The following is a 20,308-nucleotide window of genomic DNA, read 5'->3' on the forward strand; positions in this document are numbered from 1 at the left end:
AAAGGAAGCGGAAAACGTGTCACCAAAACCACCATATCAGCTTCAGGCAGACTGCGAAAACTGCTTCGGCTTATGCTGTGTGGCACTGCCCTATGCGAAGTCAGCTGATTTTCCAATCAATAAAGATGGCGGAATCCCATGCCGTAACCTGCAGGCAGATTACCGCTGCAAGATCCATCAGAACTTGAGAGAAAAAGGGTTCAAGGGCTGTACGGTGTACGAATGCTTTGGGGCTGGCCAAAAAGTCTCTCAGGTTACATACGCCGGAAACGATTGGCGTGAAAACCCGGATACTGCGAAGGAAATGTTTGAGGTGTTCCCAATCATGCAGCAGCTACATGAAATGCTGGGCTATCTGCATGAAGCTCTGAAGCGTGAAGAAACGCAGCCAATCTACAAGGAGTTGCAGGCGGCTCTCGAACAGACAGCAGCCCTTACGGAACTCAATCCCGAATCCATCATCAGCCTCAATGTTCCGGCGCACCGGGCAATCGTAAATGAACTGCTCAAACGCACAAGTGAACTCGTCCGTAAAGACGCAGTCCGAAAAGAAAACACGAAACGGGGAAGCGACTATATCGGGGCGAAGCTAAAGGGAGCCGATCTCAAGGGGGCCAGCTTAAGAGGGGCCCTGCTCATTGCTGCCGATCTCCGGAACGCCGACATGAGACTGGCGGACATGATTGGAGCCGACTTGCGGGATGCCGATTTGAGCGGTGCGGATTTAAGAGGGAGTATTTTTCTTACACAGGTGCAGGTGAACTCGGCCAGGGGAGACCGGAAGACGAAGCTGCCGGAAGGATTAAGAAGTCCTGCCCATTGGACGTAAGACCTTTTCCTGTTCGCCTGTTACCATTAATATAACTGGCTCCAATAAAGCAACTGAAGAAAATTGGCTGCCCAATTTTATTACTAGTCCGGTTCAGGAAAATATTAGGGTGTATCTCTATAGATGTAGTAAACTAATACCGAAAGGGGCTGTCACGATGGAAGCGATATTCATATCAATCTGTGATCTTGTCAGTGCCATTGCCACTGCGTTTTCTGCTGGAAAGCTGTCTGAAGAAGAATAATGTTTTGGCAGGAAAAGGCCTGAAATCGGGCCTTTTTTCAATTTACATAGAGGTGAACAAATGACGATTACTTGGAAGGAAATCACGCTGCATAATCAAGAGGGCTTCAAGGAAGCGATGGCGATGTATGATCAGGCATTTCCGATTGAGATACGGGAGCCTCATAATGTGTTTCAAAATAGTATGCGTAACGGGTCGTACCGGTTTCTCATGGGCATGGAGGGAGAGGAAATCCTTTCGTTTGCCACCGGGCATTATTTAAAAGAAGTGAATGCCGGGTTCATTGTCTACCTCCTTGCGAATCCGCTTGTCCGAAGCCTGGGTATCGGTTCCCAGACCTTGCTGAAACTGGAGGAAAGGATAGAGGATGCACGTTCAGCGGGACATGATTCCATAGAGGCGATTATTTTGGAGACAGAGAAACCGGAGCTGGTTCATACGGAGGAAGAGAAAGAGGATTGCGTAAAAAGGACCCGTTTCTACAATAAGAACGGATACCAGGTGGCGGAGGAAATCCAATATGTGCAGCCTCCTCTTTTCGAAGGCCAGATTCCAGTTCCGCTAAATCTGTATGTAAAAAATCATCAGCAAGAAGCGATTTCCAAAGAGAGGATGCTAGAATACATCCAAGCGATGTACCTTAACAAATACGGCCTTGCCAACGGGGTTGATCAAGCGGTTCTGTCTGATTTACTGGCAAACATGCAATGAAAAAAGAAGCAAGCATGCCTTTTAAGCATCCTTGCCGGTTCTTTCTTTCGGTTTTAAAAACGATAGCCACATGACAGCTGCACTTAGCAACACAACCTGAGTCAGATCCCAGAAGGTTGATGTCCTTTTGACAATGGAGGAAGCGTCAAGGATCGGGATGAGTGCCAGATAGAGCCCGATGTAGGAGACAGGGATTGCGTTTGTCCATTCTGTTTCATGCCGTTTGGAGTAGAGACGATATCCTGCCATCATCAGAAGGAAACCAGTAATTCCGCATGCCGCAAGTAAAGGAATCGGAAGGTCAAAATGAAGATTCACCATGCTGCACCTCGCTTTTAATTTTGCTCCATCTTCGTTTTTTCCTTTTCTCCTTCATTTTATGCAGGAGATGGGACAACATTTATGTTTTTTTGTGTAAATGTTTTGAGCGAAGGCTGCACATCCTATAGGACAAAGCGTTCGAAAAGGAGTGTTCAGGATGGGAAAAAGATTGTGGGGTGCAGTGCTTGTGTTTATGCTTCTATTCCCAAATGCTGCCCAGGCCGTCTCCAATGCGCCGATGAACTGGGGATTTGAGAAAAGTAAAAACCATGAGCCGGCACAAATCGGAAAAGAGCGGGAACAGCTGCTGGCGAAATACAGTTCCTTCTACCTTGGAAATCCAGCAAAAAAGGATATCTATCTTACATTTGATAACGGATATGAAAATGGGTATACACCGCAGATACTGGATGTTCTACAAAAGCACCACGTTCCGGCGACATTCTTTGTGACCGGACATTATTTGGAAGACCAGCCGGCACTCGTTCAGCGCATGGCCAAGGAAGGCCATATTGTCGGAAATCATTCCTGGTTTCACCCGGATCTCACGACGGTCAGTGATGCCCGTTTGAAAGCGGAGCTGGATAACGTCAGCAAGCGCGTGAAAAAGCTGACCGGCCAGGATGCCCACTATCTTCGCCCGCCAAGAGGCGTTTTCAGTGAACGGGTACTGTCACTTGCCAACGAATACGGCTATCAAACCGTCTTCTGGTCACTTGCCTATGTGGACTGGAAAACCGATGCCCAGCGCGGCTGGCGCTATGCCTATGACAACATGATGAACCAGATTCATCCGGGAGCAATCATGCTGCTGCATACCGTGTCAAAGGACAATGCCGATGCCCTGGAAAAAGCGGTGATCGATTTAAAAAAGCAAGGGTACCGATTCCGGAGTCTCGATGATTTGATGATGGAGAAGTCGGACCTCCCGCTGTAATGTAAAAAGGGAATTTCATATTGAGGTTCCTTTTTTGTTTGTACCTACTAAAACGCGGGTAAAACGGACTAAACAGCTCGAAGAACCAGGAGGAGCCAATGGACGTTAAACCATACAAGATTGAAGGCAATAAAGAAATCAAACTTAAAGACTATCCGACATCGGAAGACCACGGTTTCAGCGAAGAGGAGCTGCGCGACCATCACATTCCCGAAAGTGTCAGCAAGCTGAAGGACCTGCACTGGCGGCTTCATGCCGATGAGAAAAAAGGGATCGTCGTTGTGCTGCAGGCGATGGACGCAGCGGGGAAGGATGAGGCGATCAGCTACATCTTTTCAAATCTGAACGCACAGGGCCTGAAGACGACCTCTTTTCAAAAGCCGTCTGATACAGAACGCAACCATGACTATCTGTGGAGGATCCGCGAAGGACTTCCCGAAAGAGGACAGGTCGGCATCCTGAATCGCTCGCATTACGAAGATGTCATCGCTCCAAGAGTGCATGATTTGCTCGAGGAGGGGACGATTCCGGATGACAAAGACGAGCATGAAGTCTGGGCGATGCGCTACCGTCAGATCAATGACTTTGAACGCTACCTTGTAGAGAACGGATTCGAAGTCGTCAAATTCTTCTTCAATATGTCCAAAGATGAACAGAAAAACAGACTGCTCGAGCGGATGAAAAATCCGAAAAAGAACTGGGAGTTTTCATTCAGCGATGTGGAAGAGCGGGAGCATTGGGACAGTTACCAGCACATCTTTGAAGACATGCTAAACAACACGTCTACGGAATATGCACCATGGCACATCCTGCCGGCAGATGATGAATGGTATTCACGCTACATCATCACCAAAACTATGGTCGAATGCCTTGAGAAAATAGATCCGCAATTTCCGGAAATTTCAGAGGAAAACCGGAAGAAGCTGAATGAGTATATTGAGAAGCTGGAGAATGAGTAAAAGGGAGAACGAAGTCCGTTCTCCCTTTTACTATTTCTTCATTACATAGTGATTATAATTCTCGCCGTCCAAAACAACCGTCCGAAGAAATTGGAAACCGCTTTTCTCAATCACCCGATTTGATGCAGGATTGTTCTCAAGCGCAACCGCATTCAGGATATCCGCCTTTTTTTCTTCAAACAAATAGCGGCTCAGTCCTTTTACAGCAAGCGTTGCATAACCCCGTCCTGTAAATTCCGCAGAAACCGCATACATAACTTCCCGGTTAGGAGCAGGCAGTTCGTCTTTTATCCCTGAGCAGCACCAGCCGATAAAGCGTCCGCTTTCTTTATGGATGATTCCTAGTTTCAGATGCCGGTCTGCCATTTCTGCAGCACTCAAGAAATCCTTGTTTGCCGGGATTTCATAATTCGTCACCCAATCCAGCCGCTGTTCCATAGTGGATTTCCAGTCGGGTAGGAAGGAGGCGACTACAGGTTCGTTTGAGATCCGATAGATGTCGGATGCATCTTCTACTGTAAATTCACGGAGAATGATTTCTCCCAAGTCTAATGAAAAGATGGTCATTTGGTATGCTCCTTGCTTGCGTATAGTAACTATCCTTCATTTTAACTGGAATGAAGGCTGAAGTGGGTATATTTTACACTTTTTGATTAAACAGACAAAAACAGCAGCCGTCCCTTATGGAACGCCTGCTGTTTCAATGTTTATTCAGGATAATATATCACCATGCTGAGCCTTACCGGTTTGTCCCCGGAATTATGATAGCTGTGGGGGCCGTCGGCTTTGAAGCGAATGGAATCTCCGGCTTTAATGGTATGCTCCTGCTGCTTAATCTGAATGGTTAATTCTCCATCAAATACCGTAACGAATTCTTCAGTGCCCGGATTGTGGGATTCGGAGTCCAAATAGCCTTCCGGATCGATTTCAACTCGATAGACCTCAAAGCGCCGTTCATCATCAAAAGGGAAGTAGGGAAAAATCCGGTATCGTCCATTATCGATGGAAAGCATGTTTACGCTGCTTTTCGTTACCACTTCTGTATCTGGCTGGGGTTCATGAATTAAAGAAGAAAACGAAACCTTCAATCCGTTTGCGATCTTCCAAACCGTTGTGATCGTAGGGCTCGATCCGCCCCGTTCAATCTGGCCAATCATTGTTTTACTGACTCCGGTTAGCTCCGCAACACGTTCCAGGCTGAGTTTTTTCTGCTCGCGTATCGTCTTTAAATTTTTAGCAAGGACTAAATTTAACTCCTCCACAAAAACACTCCTAAATAATGATGTACAATATAACGACCATAATGTACAATATAATTTAAATCGTTATATAGACCGTTTTAGTCATTTTAACACACATCTAGAGGGGGATGAAGATTTTGTCAGTGGTTTCTTTTTTGGTTTTTGCGTTTGTTACATCCTTTACCCCGGGTCCGAATAATATTATGGCCATGGCATTCGCCAATCAATATGGATTTAAAAGAACGCTGAAGTTTTGCCTCGGAGTCGGTGTCGGCTGCTTTCTGATTTTACTCGCCTGCAGTTCCTTTAACATGCTGCTCGGTACATATTTGCCAAAAGTAGAATTCTTCATGACAATCCTTGGTGCATCCTACATGCTTTATCTCGCTTTTAAAATCCTGAAAAGCAAACCGGACGGCAAAAATGATTCAGGAGATAAAAACATATCGTTTTCAGCAGGCATGATGCTCCAGTTCATCAACCCGAAGCTGATTCTTTACGGAATAACGGCTATCTCAACTTTCGTGCTTCCGTATTACTCGTCTCCATCAAGCTTCTTCATGTTCTCCCTGTTCCTTGCATTCCTCGGATTTGCAGCCACAATTTGCTGGGCGTTTTTCGGAGCGCTGTTCCAAAAGGTATTGCGTCAATACCGGACACAATTTAATGTACTGATGGCTTTGCTGCTAGTGTATAGTGCGGCGAGCATTTTGTTTTAAGGGCCTAATTCAGGTCCTTTTTTATTTATCAAGGTGACCAATTTGATGCCTGCCTTTGCATAGCATCATTTCTTGGACTTAGAATTGAATTCAATTCTAAAAAAGTGAAAATATTCTAAATGAAATGATTCCCTTTCCAGACATGGTATAATCTTTCAGGTATTAGACATCAGGAGGAATTACATTGATAAAATGGTTTAAAGTTTTTGGATGGGCTTGTTTAATAATGGGGGTATTTGCAACACTGGGAGCATCAGGCTTTATCGCACAATATAATGAAGCGATAGAAAGTACAAATCTATATGCAGATTATGGAGAGGAACAGCCTACAATTCATTTTATTTTTTCATTTATTCCTTTTTTCGTAATGGCATTTCAAGGCTGTTTCTTCTTTGCGATTGCAGAGGGATTAGGATATTTAAGACGAACGGCAGAAGGCGTAGAGAAGGCGGGCTAGTACCCTTCATTTGTGCTTTCTAACAGGGACTTCTTTGAAAATATAATTGAGGATGAAAAAGATTGCGAGCTTATTCGCAGTCTTTTTTCTTTATATAGTAAAGAGGTATTCGTACCGCGCTTTTTTAATAGACCACGTTGCCCCCTTTTAGAACAAACCCCAATCTATGCTATAATACAATCACCATTTCAGGCACGAAAAGAGGGATTCCGTATGTGGCAGGAACAGGTTCAGGTAACGCCTCCTTATGATTTTGACCGGGTATTGGAAAGACTGGCGATTGATCCGCTGAATACGCTTGATCTGGATGAGCGGTATGTGAAGGTTCCGCTCCGGCTGAACGGATTTGAGCCGCATGTGATCACGGTTCAGGCGACCGGGAGCAAGAAGAAGCCGGCTTTTACGGTGTCGGGTAAAACCAATGCGGTTAAAAGTGAGGCGCTGAAGGAAGTGCGCCGGATTTTTCAGTGGGACCGGGAGCTGTCGGCGATTGGTGAGCATTTCAAGTCATCCGCGATTGCGCAGATTTTCGAGGAGCACGAGGGTACACCGCTTGTCCTGGATTTCAGTCTGTACGGAAGCCTCATTAAATGCATCATCCACCAGCAGCTCAATATGGCGTTCGCGATGACGCTGACGATGCGGTTTGTGAAAACGTATGGGGAAGAGGTGGATGGCGTTTGGTTCCATCCCCATCCTGAGAAATCAGCGGCCATCCCCGTGACAGAACTCCGGGAGCTGCAGTTCAGCGGCCGGAAAGCGGAGTATATTACGGGCATTTCCGCGATGATTGCAAGCGGGGAGCTCGATTTGAACAAGCTTCATGACCAGACGGATGAAGAGATTATGAATGAACTCATTAAAATAAAAGGCATCGGACCGTGGACGGTACAGAATATCCTTCTGTTCGGACTCGGACGGCCGAATTTGTTCCCGATTGCAGACATCGGCATTCAAAATGCCCTGAAGCAGCATTTCAACCTGGACGCAAAGCCGACTAAGGAAGACATGCTGGCCTACAGCAAAGAGTGGGAGCCATACTTGAGCTACGCCTCCCTGTATTTATGGCGGAGCATTGAAAAAAGAACGGAGCGTTAACATGAGCAGCCATCAAAAGAATAAGCAAAACCAGAAGCCAAAACCGGCCCAGCAGCCATCCAACATTCACATGGAAATGGGACAGACCTTCCCATTAACGATAAAAAGACTCGGCATCAACGGAGAAGGAGTCGGCTATTTCAAAAAGCAGGTCGTCTTCGTAGCAGGCGCATTGCCGGGGGAAGAAGTCGTGGCAAGAGTTACGAAGATCCAGCCAAAGTTCGCGGAAGCGGAAATCAAAAAGATCCGGAAGGCTTCGCCGCACCGTGTAAAAGCCCCATGCCCGTACTTCGGCAAATGCGGAGGCTGCCAGCTTCAGCATCTTGACTACCAACAGCAGCTTAAGGAAAAGCGCGACATCCTCATTCAGGCCCTGGAGCGCCATACGAAGTTCGATGTATCCAAACTGGACATCCGTCCAACAATCGGCATGGACAACCCATGGGATTACCGGAACAAAAGCCAGTTCCAGGTCGGCCAGCAAAACGGAAAGCTTGTGGCCGGGCTTTACGGCCTGAACTCCCACCAGCTTGTCGCCATCGACCACTGCATGGTTCAGACACCAGCGACCGATAAAGTGACACAAGGCGTGAAACAGATTCTCCAGGATTTCAAGGCCGAGCCATATGACGAACGGAAGCGCACCGGTGTTGTCCGTAACATCGTCACGAGGGCGGGAATTGAAACAGGAGAGGTGCAGGTCGTTTTAGTCACGGAGAAAAACAACCTGCCAAGAAAAGACCTGATCGCCGATGAAATCATGAAGCGCCACCCGGAAGTGAAATCCGTCGTTCAAAACGTCAACCCGGGCAAAACGTCGATGATTTTTGGTGACAAGTCGACAAAGCTGAAAGGAAAAGGAACGATTGACGAGACAATGGGAGGCCTGTCCTTCGAGCTCTCACCAAGAGCCTTCTTCCAGCTCAATCCCGAGCAGACGAAAAAGCTATACAATGAAGTGAAAACAGCAGCCGCCCTGACCGGCAAAGAAAAAATCGCCGACGCCTACTGCGGAGTCGGAACAATCGGCCTATGGCTTGCCGACGGAGCAAAAGAAATCAGAGGCATGGACGTCATCGAAGCTTCCATCGAAGACGCCAACCAAAACGCCAAAAACCACGGCATCAACGCCACCTACGTAACCGGAACCGCCGAACACTGGCTCCCAAAATGGACCAAAGAAGGCTGGAAACCAGACGTCGTCGTCGTCGATCCGCCAAGAACCGGGTGTGACCGGGCATTGTTGGATACGATTAAGAAGGTAAAACCGAAGAAATTCATCTACGTCAGCTGTAATCCATCTACTCTTGCGAAGGATTTGGAGTATTTGGCGAAGGAGTACAAAGTGGAGTATATGCAGCCGGTGGATATGTTTCCGCAGACGGCGCATGTTGAGTGCGTATCGCAGATAGTTTTGAGGGAAAATTAACCAGGTGAAATTAAAAACCGATAAATAATTGTTGGGGTGCCGTTTCTGTCTATATCAATACGCTGTAACTAACCAATAAACTCCCTAACACATCACAATAAACATTTCCGATTTCTCTTCAAAGTGAGAAAAAAGATTTCGCAAAAAAGCGGGAGAAAACCAAGGCGATCCCTTACGGGGTCTGCCTTTTTCTTTTTAATGCCTTCGGAAAACTTTATTCTAACTCGAGTAAAAGAGGGAAAAAAAGCGGGAAAAAAGCGAGCGGAAAAATAAAAAATTGTAAAAAAAGGGGAGAAAGAGCGGGATTTCGGAAGACTTTATTCTGTCAGCGAACTGTGGAATGCGGGTTGGGGAGGGGAGAATCGGTGGAGATTATTGTGGAAGGACAACGCTCAACAAAGTGGTGTAATATCTCCTCCGTTACTTCATTAAGAGGCAAGAAGCGGTTTATTGTATTCCGAAGGTTTTCAATCCTACCTAGAAATTCATCATGTCGGAGTGAGGCTTCAAGCCCACTCCTTTTTATATCTAATTCATTAATTCGTCCTTGATATTCATCAGCAACTTCTCTGTATTCCTCTTAGGTGATTTGATTTTGCGCAAGCATCTCAAGATACCGTTTCTTTTTTTTATTAGAAACATTAATCTCATCCTTGATTTTACATTTGGGTGGCTTGTTTTTGTTTCTTTATAGCTACTGCCGCAAGGTTATTTAAATATTCCTTATCATTTCGAAAATGTGGATATTATACTTTTCAGCAATCTCCTTTATTTCGTATGAAAGCTTCCCATTCCTTGTTAGTAGCGATAGCTCTCGAAAGGATGACATCAAACTTATGCTTCTTTGCGTCCTCAATCAATTTCCGCAAGGTTTCCCGCTTTTTATCTTCTGTTCCTGATTCCACATCAATATAAAAACGAAACAAATCCCATCCTTTCTCCACGATAATGTTGTAAAATAACCGCTGCTGATTTTCCAATGAGATTTTCTCTTCTTCCTTATCAGTCGATACACGAATGTGTACTGCACATATCAATCATCTCAACTCCCATTCCATTTGTTGAGATGTAGTAATGTTTACCTGTGAACTAATATTGTCAGTTTTTTTATTATCTAATCTGTAATGCATACTTTTTATGTTGTTTATAGATATTTAGATAAAGTCAAACATGGTATAATTAGAAATTGTTGGAATACGGGTTGTAAGGCATTATCAAAATAGGAGGAAGATATGAAGAGGAAGCAAATGAATAATATATCCTGGAACTTTAAAAGTTGGGCTATTTTTATACTATTTGCAGGAATTATAAATGCAAGTGGACTTTCATTTAATTTAACAAATGAAATAGGATTTTTTAAATATGGGACGCGCTTTCTAAATATCGAATATTATATATGGCTTTGGGGCTACTTAATTTCATATTTTATAGCTTACATACTACACTTCTTAACATTTTGGTTGGTTAAAAAATCAAATAAAATACAAATACCAAACTTGCAACTCGAAGATAACTTTTATTGGATAGCAATATTTAAGTTTGTGAAGGATAAGGAGCAATCCAGTAAGAGTCCATCAATATTGAAAAACATATTATTAAGGGTAATTAGTCCGGATTATTCTTTTGCTTCCAGTTTTAAGGCAATCTTATGGAGTGAAAATTTAAATTCTAAATGTCCCAGAAGAAAAGACGAAGGGCATTATAATTCAATAAGTAAAAAGTATATCCAATGTGAAGAAGAACGTGGTAAATATAATTGTGAAATTCATCAGCAAAAAAATCGGCGGAAGGACTTCGTAATTTATTCAAACTGGGGTAATGTTGTTATAGCTAGTATTATCTGCATAATTGCAACTTTTAAAGTAGAGGGAGTATTTTATACGTTTCTCGTATTTCATTTATTATCAAGGATAATAGAAGTTGTATTTGCCTTTTACAAAGATGTGGTAGGGGCAAAAATGAATTATTCAAATTTAAGTATAGGGTACAAGTCTTCAAATTTAAAAAGAGGAAATAGGATATCACTCGCCTTACATAGTTATTTTGAATTTATATTATTATTCTGTTGTATTTATTATTTATCTGGTACCTACATAACAAATTCATTTAATAATGGCTCCATGACTTCATTTATTGATTATTTTTTATATAGCATGTCCGTTTCTGCTTATAACTTTTCTTTGGACTTAGGAACAACCACTTTTGGTAAAGTCATTCATGTCAGTCAAGTGTTCAGTAGTATGACACTTGTTATTTTATCGATAGCTACCTACATTGGAATGAAGGATGAAATGTCAGAATATGAAATTATTGAATGGCAGGAAGATGATTACATATAAGTAATAAAAATGTAGTTAGTAATGTCAGGTAAGGGGGGACTGAGTTGGTTAATTACCAATGGAAACGCGGTAATTTAGTAGAATATTTTGAAAGGCTTTGTAAAATAAAATCAATTCGAATTGCAACAGCTTACTTTTCTGAGTTTGGCTTAAACTTATTAAAAGATATAGTTATTAAAAATAAATTACCTAAATCAAAGGTCGTTATTTTTTTATCAACTGAGTTTAGTAACACTTCCCCTGCCTTTCTGTTGAAAGAATTAAGTAAAACCGCAAATGTCTTTATTGTGGACTCTTTACAATTACATGCCAAGGTTTACCTAGTGGAAAAGGAAGATGGGGATCTCGAATTTATTCACGGTTCTGCTAATTTAACTCAAGGTGGATTTCAAAGAAACTTAGAGTTTATGAGCTATCATGCAGGAGATAAACATAACTTAGATAGAATACTTCTGTTTTTTGATTATTGTAAGAATAATGCTAGTTTAGTAGATAGTACAATTATAGATTATTATAATGAAATTGATGCGGAACTATTAAAATTAAATAACTTACAAAAAAATATTAGGAAAAAGCTAAATCAAAGAATTACAAATGGGGATTTATTTGAGAGGGATGAGTATGATTTAACTAAGCATTATTTTACTTATGAAGATTATGAATCTCTATTCCATAGAAATGCTATTTCAAATAATAACGAAATTAAAGAAAGACGAAAATTAATTCGAGATAAATTGGCAAGCATACACAAGTTATTAAAAAAACATGTAAATTTATTAGATTTGCATGAACATTGGAAATTGAATAATTTAACATCCGGAATTGAACCAAATCATTTTAACCATAATCGAGTTTCTTGGATAGGTGTGCGTTATGGGAAAACAGAGCAGGAAGTAAAGCAGTTAAATGCGTTTTTACCTCCTTCAAGAGGAAGTTATACATCTGATGAATATATGGGATTTCAAAAACACGGTTGTATCCAATTTTGTTTAGTTGGCAATGGTTTTGAAATAGTTCTTTTTCATTCTGTCGCTAATGATGCTGTAGATAGAGGGACTATGCACGATATTATTAATAAACCTGATAAAGTTAAAATTGAGAGTATTATTAGAGAAGTCTCAATTTTAAAAGGAAAAGGATTTACATGGTTTGTAACGGATGCAAAGAATGATAAGGTAATAGCAAGTTTTTCATTTGATAAGAAAGACGCTAAAGATTTTATCAATTTTTATAAGAATTATGATAAGCCAGGGTTTGAATCTTATTGTAGTTATTTGCTATTACCTGATAGTGATATACTAAAAGACAGAATTACCCTTGCAAAGTTTACCCTAAAGAAAATTAAGCAGCTTTTACCACTGTATCAATTAATTACTTTTAGAAATAAAGTTACAACTAAGAGTTGAAAACAATACTACGAGGGAGAGGGATTTAACCTCCCTCTTCAGCAGTAATTACGGGTACAAATTTCCCAATAGCACGGGGACGGTTCTACTGCTTCGGAAGCAAAGAACCGTGCCCGCGCTTCGAAGAGAGGTGCTTTATGGGAGAATGGGCAAAACCTAATAATTTTTCTGCTGCCTTTAGATTAACTAGTTCTAAATATGCTGATGCCTTTGTAGATACAGGATCAATCAAATTCAACACTCCCCAATCGTGGATTGATTACTCCAAAAAATATGGAGATGGGCGAGGTGATGGCTGTGAAGGAACCCTGGCATTTTGTAATATTTTAGATGTTGAACGTATAGGCGAATTGGCAAAAGAATATGAGTCTAGCGACATCTTAAACCCTAATACCAGACCATTACTCAAGGAAATAAGCGGAAGACGACTATATTTGAAAGATAAACGAAGTTTAGAGTTGCCTTGCTTTTGTGTGTACATCATGAAAAACAGCTTGTTCCCTTGTCCTGATAGTGAGGGAAAGCACAGGGTGACCGCAGATATACCAGCGTCATATTTCAGAGACTTTTCAGATAACTCCTTGCCAGAAGCTATTGGTAGGTTACCGTTGGAAGACCAACCTGCATTGATAGTTATTTCCGACTTTGATGAATTTAAGAATAGATTGCATAAAGCATTAAGGGAACTTGGTTTGGAAGATACTGAAATATTAATTGGGAATGTATCATATTTTAATTTTGAGGAATACGGTTTTAATGGTTGGATGGATTTTGGCCGAAAATACCCTAAAGAATTATTGGTGAAAAACATCCGCTTTGCAGAGCAAAGAGAAGCACGAGTTATAATTAATACTATTAAAAAGGAAGTTATTGAACGTCTAAACATTGCTCCCATAGAGTTAGGTTGCATGAATGATATAGCACAAGTCCATAAAGGTTACTTGCACGAAGGTATGCATGTCGAAATGACAGTAGACATATATGAAGAATAAATGTAAGCACAGGAATGGTGCTACTGCTTCAGAAGCAAGAGAACAGTCCCCGCGCTTACGAGGGCTTTATATGAAAGTTGCCGGCTGAATTTTTACTTTAGATTAATAAGGAAATAGCGCTATTAAATAAGTAAATGGCTAATTGACTCTCTGTGATAAAAAACATTAGGTTTGGAAAGGAGCTTAAAACATGGGTAATATACCTATAAAACCTCTAGTCGATTCAATAAAGACTCACGGCCCCAAAGTTGGAAAATTTGTAAAGGATAACTGGCAGGTATTGGGGACGGGGATAACTCTTGCAACCAAAGCTGGAAAAAAAATTAACGACCATAACAACAATAAAAAAGAATCAAAACAGAAGCAAGGAAAAATACCTTACCGGAAAGTAAGATTTATTCAATATAAAACGGAAATTTTACATGATTTAGGTAACAAGAAGAGAAGCGAGCTTTTTCAATATAAATTGGAAGTGTCGCAATTCATACAACAAATAAATAACGAAGAACAAAATGAAGTAATCTTAAAAAAACCTCTTCATACTAAACGTGTTAGTGATTGGAATGAGATTCTCATTCAGATTGAAGATAAAATGAAGACAAAGGACTACCAAGAATATTTAATGATCTACAATAATCCTACCCATAAAAGTCCTTATTTTGAAGGTTTCGATGTACACTTAGATAAATTTAATACTCTTGTTAATAAGGAGAATACTCAACTACTGTATAAGTTTCTTCAATTAAATACTGGGAGAAGTATAGAAGAAATAAAAAGAGATTTCGCTTAATTTTAAGGGGGAACCCTTTATCTTAACCTAGGGAAAAATTGTTATTTGTGAATTGACTTTTATTATTTGGGTGAACACTCTACATCATTTCTTATTGGAAAATCTATATTCAGCAGTCCACACATGTGGAAAGCATCGCCATGTTGGTTAGAAAAGAGCAAAATTCATTAAAAAAACTCGTCAAATAGACGAGTTTTTTGATTTTATATAGAGATTGCTTGCGAAAATAATAATTCTGATGACGAAGAAAGAATTTAATCGAGGGTGTCCCCAAAAGATGTTTTATAACATTGTCTTGCCGTCAACGCTGAAAAGCCACGTCCTTTGCGGGAGTTGATCCAAATAAGCGTTTGTACTCTCTGCTAAACTGAGAAGGACTTTCATATCCGACTTTGAAAGCGGCTGAATTTGCATTTAACCCGTCCTGAATCATAAATGTACGGGCCTTGTGAAGGCGGACGTTTTTAATATACTGGAGCGGAGATGAATTTGTTATTGCCTTGAAGCTGCTGTGAAATGTGGAGTTGCTCATTTCCAAATCCTCAGCCATTTTGTCTATGTCAAATTTATCACTGTAGGACTCGTTAATTTTCTGAATCACCTTTGCTATTTGAAAGAAACGTCTGTTCCGGTGGACAAGTGACTGAAGGATCTCCCCGTTTTCACCCTGTAGCACACGGTAGATGATTTCTCTTTTAATCATTGGAGCCAGCACACTTGTATCCTGTGGGTCAGCAATTGCCTTTAAAAGTCTAATGGCTGCATCGTAAATATCATCATTCATTGGAGAGCTGTAAATGCCCTTCGGTAAAGCTTTAACTCCTTTTTTGCTATCCTCCATTGCCAACAGGATTTCCCCAATCTCAATTGGATCAATGTAAATACTTAACCCCAGAATGGGCTTATCACTCTCTGTTCTCCCTTCACATTCAGCCGGGAGAGGAACAGGTAGAACCAGGTAGTGTGAAGAATCATACGTATAGATGTCATCTCCCAGATAGACCACTTTTTCTCCTTGTGCAAGAATAATGATTTCGGAACTATATGAAAATGGGGTTCTGGAAAAAGAATCGTCGATCCTAAATAAAGAGAGCCCCGGTACAGATGTAGTTATATCCGTTTCCTTTGGAATAATTTGATTAAACAATGATATCATTTGATTTTGTTTCTCAGTCATTATTTCCTCCAATAATGCAATCGTTTGGAATATTGTATCATGATAATGTCGCTATCACACCGTTATTTTTGTTGTTTTGGAGTATTAGGCAACAATGCATAGGATTGTGTATTGTTAATGTCTATGGCGTTTATTAGACTTTAATTAACCTCAGTGAAATGAGAAATACGAATAGATTGGCTAATTTATTTTCTAATATAAGGAGAAAAATAATGACATCCATTAAAACACAGTTTCTTAATTTGAAGTCCCATCACTTAACTTATTCCGGCATTGATCCAGAGACTACATTAAAAGGAAGCGCCTTGGGCAAAACGATTTTTATTTCTGGTGCATCACAAGGCATCGGTCAGGCAACAGCTATAGCCTTTGCACATGCAGGCGCAAAAGCAGTTTATATTGTTTCCAGATCGGAAAGTGAGCTTATAAAGACGAAGGCTAAAGTAATGGAAGCAAACCCTGAAACCCAATGTTCTTATATGGTTTGCGATGTAACATACCCAGAACAGGTTAAAGCAGCGGTTGATGATTGTATCGCCCAGTTCGGAAGCATTGATGTCGCAGACGCCAATGCGGGTTACCTTGGCAAATGGAGTAAAATCGGAGAATCAGATATAGATAGTTGGTGGAAGTCGTGGGAAGTCAATGTAAAAGGGACTTATCATGTTGCCCGCTATTGCATCCCGCATCTTATAGAATCCGCCCGCAAATACTCCGCAAAAGGCGGAACTGGAGGACACTTGATCCTTATTTCATCTGTCGGCGCTCAGCTGCTGACTCCGGAAGCATCGGATTATCAGACTTCGAAACATGCAATCAACCGCCTTTGTGAGTTTATAAATGGCGATCATGGCGAAGATGGCATTAAATCATTTGCTATCCATCCAGGTGGTGTATCAACAGACCTTGCAAAAAATATGCCAGAGAATATGCATCCTTCTCTAGTGGACAAACCAGAATTGGCAGCTGGTTTCATCGTTTGGCTTTGTTCCGGGCAAGCTGATTGGGCTGCAGGTCGTTATTTAAGCAGCAACTGGGACGTAAAGGAATTGTTGGCAATGAAAGATGAGATACTCAAAGACGATCTATTGGTGAATCGTCTGAGAACAAAAGCTTAATCAATTAAACAAAAAAATATATATTTAGTAAGGAGATTAATGATGGAATTATCAAATTTGACACGAAACGAAATTGGTATGCCTCTTGCTGGCTTTGGAACTTACCAGTTGTCTGCAGATCAGGCAGAAACAAGTGTAGAAGAGGCTTTAAAAAAAGGTTTCAGACATATTGACTCAGCTGAAGGCTACAATAATGAAGAAGGAACCGGAAGAGGTATTAAAGAATCCGGAGTTCCTAGAAGTGAAATTTTCGTTACTACTAAACTTTTTCCAGGTTACAAGTCATGGGGAGCACCGGAAAAAACGTACGAGCAAACCATTGAGACACTGAAAAATCAGCTTAAATTATTGCAGCTTGACTATGTAGACCTTTACCTTATCCATGCCCCTTTGGCAGAGCTGAGGCTTGAGCAGTGGCGGGCACTGATGGAACTGAAGAAGTTGGGGCTTACAAGACATATTGGAGTATCAAACTATAATGAAGAAAAAATTAAAGAAATATTGAACGCCGGATTAGCAAAACCAGAGGCAAACCAGATTGAGTTTCACCCTATGAATACTCAAATGGAGCTGACCAAGTATATGAAAGAAAATTCAATCGTACCGATTGCGTATAGCTCCCTTGCTCCACTTTCCAACTGGCGATCAGTAGAAGGTCAAGGTGGAGAAGTTCTTGCCGATCTGAAGAAAGAAGGCCAAGTTGTCATCAAAGATATTGCAGCAAAACTAAATGTATCAGAAGCTAAACTGCTGCTGCGCTGGGGATTGCAGCATGAGTATAGTGTGTTGACCAGAAGTACTAAGGCGGAACGTATAAAAGAAAACCTAAACTTGTTTGACTTTGAAATTCCTAATAGCGACATGGAACTCCTAAACAAGCTTAACAAAAACCAACCTTTCGCGTGGGCGGCAAATGGTCTAAATCCTATGGAAGCAGCTCCATTGCTGAAATAAAAGAACTGCACAGTTAATTAGGGGATACTTCTCAGAATCTATTAACATTATTATCGTGAATATGTTTCCGAAACGGACGGCTTGAAAGACATTGTGCCACTTATTTTAAAAGATCCATATATATGATACGCCTCACCTACTCCCAATTGTGGTGAAGCCACGAGGCTAGAGTTATTATAATAGAGAGCAGATGATATAGATAATCTATATCATCTGCTTTTTTTTGTTCATTCCAGACCCCCGTCCCCAAGAGAACCGTCCCCGTACTACTGAAAGAGACTGTCTGAAAAGAATATATACGAATACTCCATAACCACCTCCAGACCGTGTCCAGTATGGTATGATTTTATTAATGTAAATTTTTGTCGGTTGAATAAAAGGTTAAGAGATAATAAAGATTCGAGAATAGCCACTATCGCCGTTCTGCCAGGGAGGATAAGAAATGAAAAATAAAACATTTGAAATGGTTTACCGGATAGGAGCGGAAGACGGTTTACCGGCATCGGCTTCCTATTCATCGGATACATTAGATCATGCCTTGGAGCAGTCCCATCAGACGCACGGGAATGTCAAAATAAAAGGTGTACATGAATTTGATGAAAATCAACAGTATGTACAAACCCACCGTTTCCATATGACGGATGAGGAATATGAGTTAGCGACTCATCGTTTCTCCACTGAAATGCCGCTTTTTGTTGAGGTAAAAAAAGAAAAGGAATGGCCGTTCTTTAAGAAACGTAAACTGCAAATAGGCATAGCCCTGGTTTTAGCTGCTGTCGTAAGTTTTTTTGGATACCGTTATGTGAATTCCGGGGTTGAGCCGTTGGTGAGAGAGAGTCTGGCCTCGGAGCTTGGGATAGAAGAAAAGATGATTGGAGCTCCTTATAAGGAAGACGTGAGGGATGTAACAAATAACGTGAGGAAATCTTTTGCCAAAAATGAATTGAAGGAGGCGCAAGCCTGGTCATATTCTTATCGAATAAAAGGCAAGACCTATCACATGGTGGGCTTAGAAATAAATTTGGAAGACTATGATAAATACCTTATTCTACTGAATGATGAACTGATTGCTTCATATGTGGAAGAATAAATTTTAGCGTGCTGTACAATGGATTTTACTATCTGACATAAAGGAAACTCTCTAAAAATGGAATAAAAACCAGTACATTTCAAAGCAGAAAAGGAGTGTGTATATGCTACAACTGCTTAGAAAAATGCATTTGAAAACAGCAGTGTTTTTAGGCGTAGTTTTTTACTCCTTAACACTCTTAATCCATGTTCTAATTATAACCGGCATTATTCCCTTCACATGGGTTAATGGCGGCCGGTCTGAATCCTTTGCTGCTCAGTTGCCAATATCTATTTTTAGCATCATGATTTGTATTTTTGGAGGAGTTTTTACGCTGCTTGCTGGCGAGGTGAGATTCAATCAATACAAAAGAGGAATTACCGGAATATGCTGGTTTTTTGTTGTCCTTTGGTCCGTTGGATTGATCCTGCAGTTGTTAGGGACACCTTTTGAAAAAATGGTTTGTTCGTTTATCTTGGTTCTTGGAGTGATTTCGAATTTGCGTATGGCGATTGAAAAAAGATAACCACCTGCGACTGCCAGGAAAGCCCGGCAGAATGATCCTGAAGCATAAGCTTGGTATTTTAAAGGGATTAAAGGAATAATGACTGTATAGAAGAAAAAAAGAAAACGAGGTACAAAAAATGATTGCGAAAACAGAAGAAGATTTCAACGGTTTGAAGGAAATCGGAAAAATTGTCGCGTCCATTCGGGATGAATTGGTGCAGCGAACGGTTCCCGGCATAACGACCAAGGAACTGGATGATTTGGCCGGGGAGCTTTTTGAAAAAGCAGGGGCCGTTTCAGCACCAAAAGGCGAATATGATTTTCCCGGGTTTACGTGCATTAGCGTGAATGAAGAAGTGGCACATGGGATTCCGGGTGAACGGGTGATCCAGGAAGGGGATCTCGTCAACATCGATGTATCTGCTTCCAAGAACGGTTATTTTGCAGATACAGGAATCTCATTTGTAGTGGGAAAAGGCGAAGAAGTGTTATCGAAATTATGTGACGTAGCGAAAAAGGCATTTGATGCAGGCCTTGAGAAAGCAAAACCTGGTTCCAAAAAAAGCAGAATTGGAAAAGCCGTATTCGAAACAGCTAGACAGCACGGGTTCACCGTTATCAAAAACCTTACAGGACATGGGATTGGACGCACCATCCATGAAGCCCCTGACCATATCTTGAATTTTAATGATCCGTGGGATAATGAGATATTAAAGGAAGGGATGGTCATTGCCTTCGAACCATTTATCTCAACCGCTGAAGAAGAAGTGTTCCAAATGGAAGATGACTGGACCTTTGCTACTAAAAAGAGTTATGTCGCCCAACTGGAACATACGATTATTCTGACGAAAAACGGTCCGGTTATTATAACCCTTTAATGATAAAGGGAGCTCTTGAAAACGAAACAAATTTTGCGTTAGAAAGCACGGGGGCGGTTCTGCTGCTTCAGAAGCAAGAGAGCCGTCCCTGTGCTTACCAAAATCAATCATCGCTAATTTACATGAGTCCCCG

22 protein-coding genes are annotated in these 20,308 nt (G+C 41.3%); 17 read left to right on the forward strand and 5 right to left on the reverse strand.

All coding sequences use genetic code 11. The annotated features are described in order from the left end of the window. Nucleotides 1-16 precede the first annotated feature (16 nt). Nucleotides 17-829: a pentapeptide repeat-containing protein gene (locus tag J9317_RS03190; protein ID WP_211556445.1), complete on the forward strand. Its 813-nt coding sequence runs from the start codon at nt 17-19 to the stop codon at nt 827-829. Nucleotides 830-1,133: 304 nt separating this feature from the next. Next, on the forward strand, nt 1,134-1,784 hold the full coding sequence (locus J9317_RS03195) for a GNAT family N-acetyltransferase (RefSeq protein ID WP_211556446.1): 651 nt from the start codon (nt 1,134-1,136) through the stop codon (nt 1,782-1,784). Nucleotides 1,785-1,805: 21 nt separating this feature from the next. Here J9317_RS03195 and J9317_RS03200 read toward each other — a convergent pair whose 3' ends face one another. Next, a complete protein-coding gene (locus J9317_RS03200; RefSeq protein WP_211556447.1) occupies nt 1,806-2,105 on the reverse strand; it encodes a hypothetical protein in 300 nt (99 codons plus the stop codon). Between the two features lie 157 nt (nt 2,106-2,262). Here J9317_RS03200 and pdaA point away from each other — a divergent pair, with 157 nt between their 5' ends. Beyond that, nucleotides 2,263-3,042 (forward strand): delta-lactam-biosynthetic de-N-acetylase, encoded by a 780-nt coding sequence (gene pdaA / locus J9317_RS03205; protein WP_211556448.1) that lies wholly within the window; start codon nt 2,263-2,265, stop codon nt 3,040-3,042. 98 nt (nt 3,043-3,140) lie between these two features. Then, nucleotides 3,141-4,001, forward strand: coding sequence for a PPK2 family polyphosphate kinase (locus J9317_RS03210; protein ID WP_211556449.1), 861 nt, complete (start codon nt 3,141-3,143; stop codon nt 3,999-4,001). Between the two features lie 30 nt (nt 4,002-4,031). Here the strand turns inward: J9317_RS03210 and J9317_RS03215 are convergent, their stop codons facing one another. Then, nucleotides 4,032-4,568: a GNAT family N-acetyltransferase gene (locus tag J9317_RS03215; RefSeq protein WP_211556450.1), complete on the reverse strand. Its 537-nt coding sequence runs from the start codon at nt 4,566-4,568 to the stop codon at nt 4,032-4,034. Nucleotides 4,569-4,708: 140 nt separating this feature from the next. Beyond that, nucleotides 4,709-5,263, reverse strand: coding sequence for a helix-turn-helix domain-containing protein (locus J9317_RS03220; RefSeq protein ID WP_211556451.1), 555 nt, complete (start codon nt 5,261-5,263; stop codon nt 4,709-4,711). A 116-nt stretch (nt 5,264-5,379) separates the two neighbouring features. Between J9317_RS03220 and J9317_RS03225 the strand changes: the two genes are divergently transcribed. The 4 genes from J9317_RS03225 to rlmD all read left to right on the forward strand — a co-directional run bounded on the left by J9317_RS03225 (nt 5,380) and on the right by rlmD (nt 8,945). Continuing rightward, the gene (locus J9317_RS03225) at nt 5,380-5,961 is read left to right on the forward strand and encodes a LysE family transporter (protein ID WP_211556452.1); all 582 of its coding nucleotides are present in this window, start codon (nt 5,380-5,382) and stop codon (nt 5,959-5,961) included. A 184-nt stretch (nt 5,962-6,145) separates the two neighbouring features. Next, nucleotides 6,146-6,418, forward strand: a complete 273-nt coding sequence (locus J9317_RS03230; RefSeq protein WP_211556453.1) for a hypothetical protein — start codon at nt 6,146-6,148, stop codon at nt 6,416-6,418. Nucleotides 6,419-6,631: 213 nt separating this feature from the next. Beyond that, nucleotides 6,632-7,516: a DNA-3-methyladenine glycosylase family protein gene (locus tag J9317_RS03235; protein ID WP_211556454.1), complete on the forward strand. Its 885-nt coding sequence runs from the start codon at nt 6,632-6,634 to the stop codon at nt 7,514-7,516. A 70-nt stretch (nt 7,517-7,586) separates the two neighbouring features. Beyond that, on the forward strand, nt 7,587-8,945 hold the full coding sequence (rlmD, locus tag J9317_RS03240) for a 23S rRNA (uracil(1939)-C(5))-methyltransferase RlmD (protein WP_249292328.1): 1,359 nt from the start codon (nt 7,587-7,589) through the stop codon (nt 8,943-8,945). 755 nt (nt 8,946-9,700) lie between these two features. Here the strand turns inward: rlmD and J9317_RS03245 are convergent. Continuing rightward, complete coding sequence (locus J9317_RS03245) at nt 9,701-9,982, reverse strand: recombinase family protein (protein WP_211556456.1); 282 nt, start codon at nt 9,980-9,982, stop codon at nt 9,701-9,703. Between the two features lie 195 nt (nt 9,983-10,177). Here J9317_RS03245 and J9317_RS03250 point away from each other — a divergent pair, with 195 nt between their 5' ends. The 4 genes from J9317_RS03250 to J9317_RS03265 all read left to right on the forward strand — a co-directional run bounded on the left by J9317_RS03250 (nt 10,178) and on the right by J9317_RS03265 (nt 14,472). Then, complete coding sequence (locus J9317_RS03250; RefSeq protein WP_211556457.1) at nt 10,178-11,284, forward strand: hypothetical protein; 1,107 nt, start codon at nt 10,178-10,180, stop codon at nt 11,282-11,284. 44 nt (nt 11,285-11,328) lie between these two features. Then, nucleotides 11,329-12,690 carry a phospholipase D family protein gene (locus J9317_RS03255; protein ID WP_211556458.1) on the forward strand — a complete coding sequence of 454 codons (1,362 nt, stop codon included), beginning with the start codon at nt 11,329-11,331 and terminating at the stop codon, nt 12,688-12,690. A 137-nt stretch (nt 12,691-12,827) separates the two neighbouring features. Further along, nucleotides 12,828-13,682, forward strand: coding sequence for a hypothetical protein (locus tag J9317_RS03260; protein WP_211556459.1), 855 nt, complete (start codon nt 12,828-12,830; stop codon nt 13,680-13,682). 190 nt (nt 13,683-13,872) lie between these two features. Continuing rightward, nucleotides 13,873-14,472, forward strand: coding sequence for a hypothetical protein (locus tag J9317_RS03265; RefSeq protein WP_211556460.1), 600 nt, complete (start codon nt 13,873-13,875; stop codon nt 14,470-14,472). Between the two features lie 301 nt (nt 14,473-14,773). Here the strand turns inward: J9317_RS03265 and J9317_RS03270 are convergent, their stop codons facing one another. After that, the gene (locus tag J9317_RS03270) at nt 14,774-15,649 is read right to left on the reverse strand and encodes an AraC family transcriptional regulator (RefSeq protein ID WP_211556461.1); all 876 of its coding nucleotides are present in this window, start codon (nt 15,647-15,649) and stop codon (nt 14,774-14,776) included. A gap of 212 nt (nt 15,650-15,861) precedes the next feature. Between J9317_RS03270 and J9317_RS03275 the strand changes: the two genes are divergently transcribed. From J9317_RS03275 to map, 5 genes are all read left to right on the forward strand, one after another. Further along, nucleotides 15,862-16,767, forward strand: coding sequence for an SDR family oxidoreductase (locus J9317_RS03275; protein ID WP_211556462.1), 906 nt, complete (start codon nt 15,862-15,864; stop codon nt 16,765-16,767). 42 nt (nt 16,768-16,809) lie between these two features. After that, on the forward strand, nt 16,810-17,721 hold the full coding sequence (locus tag J9317_RS03280; protein ID WP_211556463.1) for an aldo/keto reductase family protein: 912 nt from the start codon (nt 16,810-16,812) through the stop codon (nt 17,719-17,721). A 442-nt stretch (nt 17,722-18,163) separates the two neighbouring features. Next, nucleotides 18,164-18,811: a hypothetical protein gene (locus J9317_RS03285; protein ID WP_211556464.1), complete on the forward strand. Its 648-nt coding sequence runs from the start codon at nt 18,164-18,166 to the stop codon at nt 18,809-18,811. 103 nt (nt 18,812-18,914) lie between these two features. Continuing rightward, nucleotides 18,915-19,316: a hypothetical protein gene (locus J9317_RS03290; protein WP_211556465.1), complete on the forward strand. Its 402-nt coding sequence runs from the start codon at nt 18,915-18,917 to the stop codon at nt 19,314-19,316. Nucleotides 19,317-19,434: 118 nt separating this feature from the next. Then, nucleotides 19,435-20,175: a type I methionyl aminopeptidase gene (map, locus tag J9317_RS03295; RefSeq protein ID WP_211556466.1), complete on the forward strand. Its 741-nt coding sequence runs from the start codon at nt 19,435-19,437 to the stop codon at nt 20,173-20,175. The last annotated feature ends 133 nt before the right edge of the window (nt 20,176-20,308 follow it).

This window comes from Metabacillus flavus (assembly GCF_018283675.1).
In the GTDB taxonomy this organism is placed as follows: Bacteria; Bacillota; Bacilli; order Bacillales; family Bacillaceae; genus Metabacillus_B; species Metabacillus_B flavus.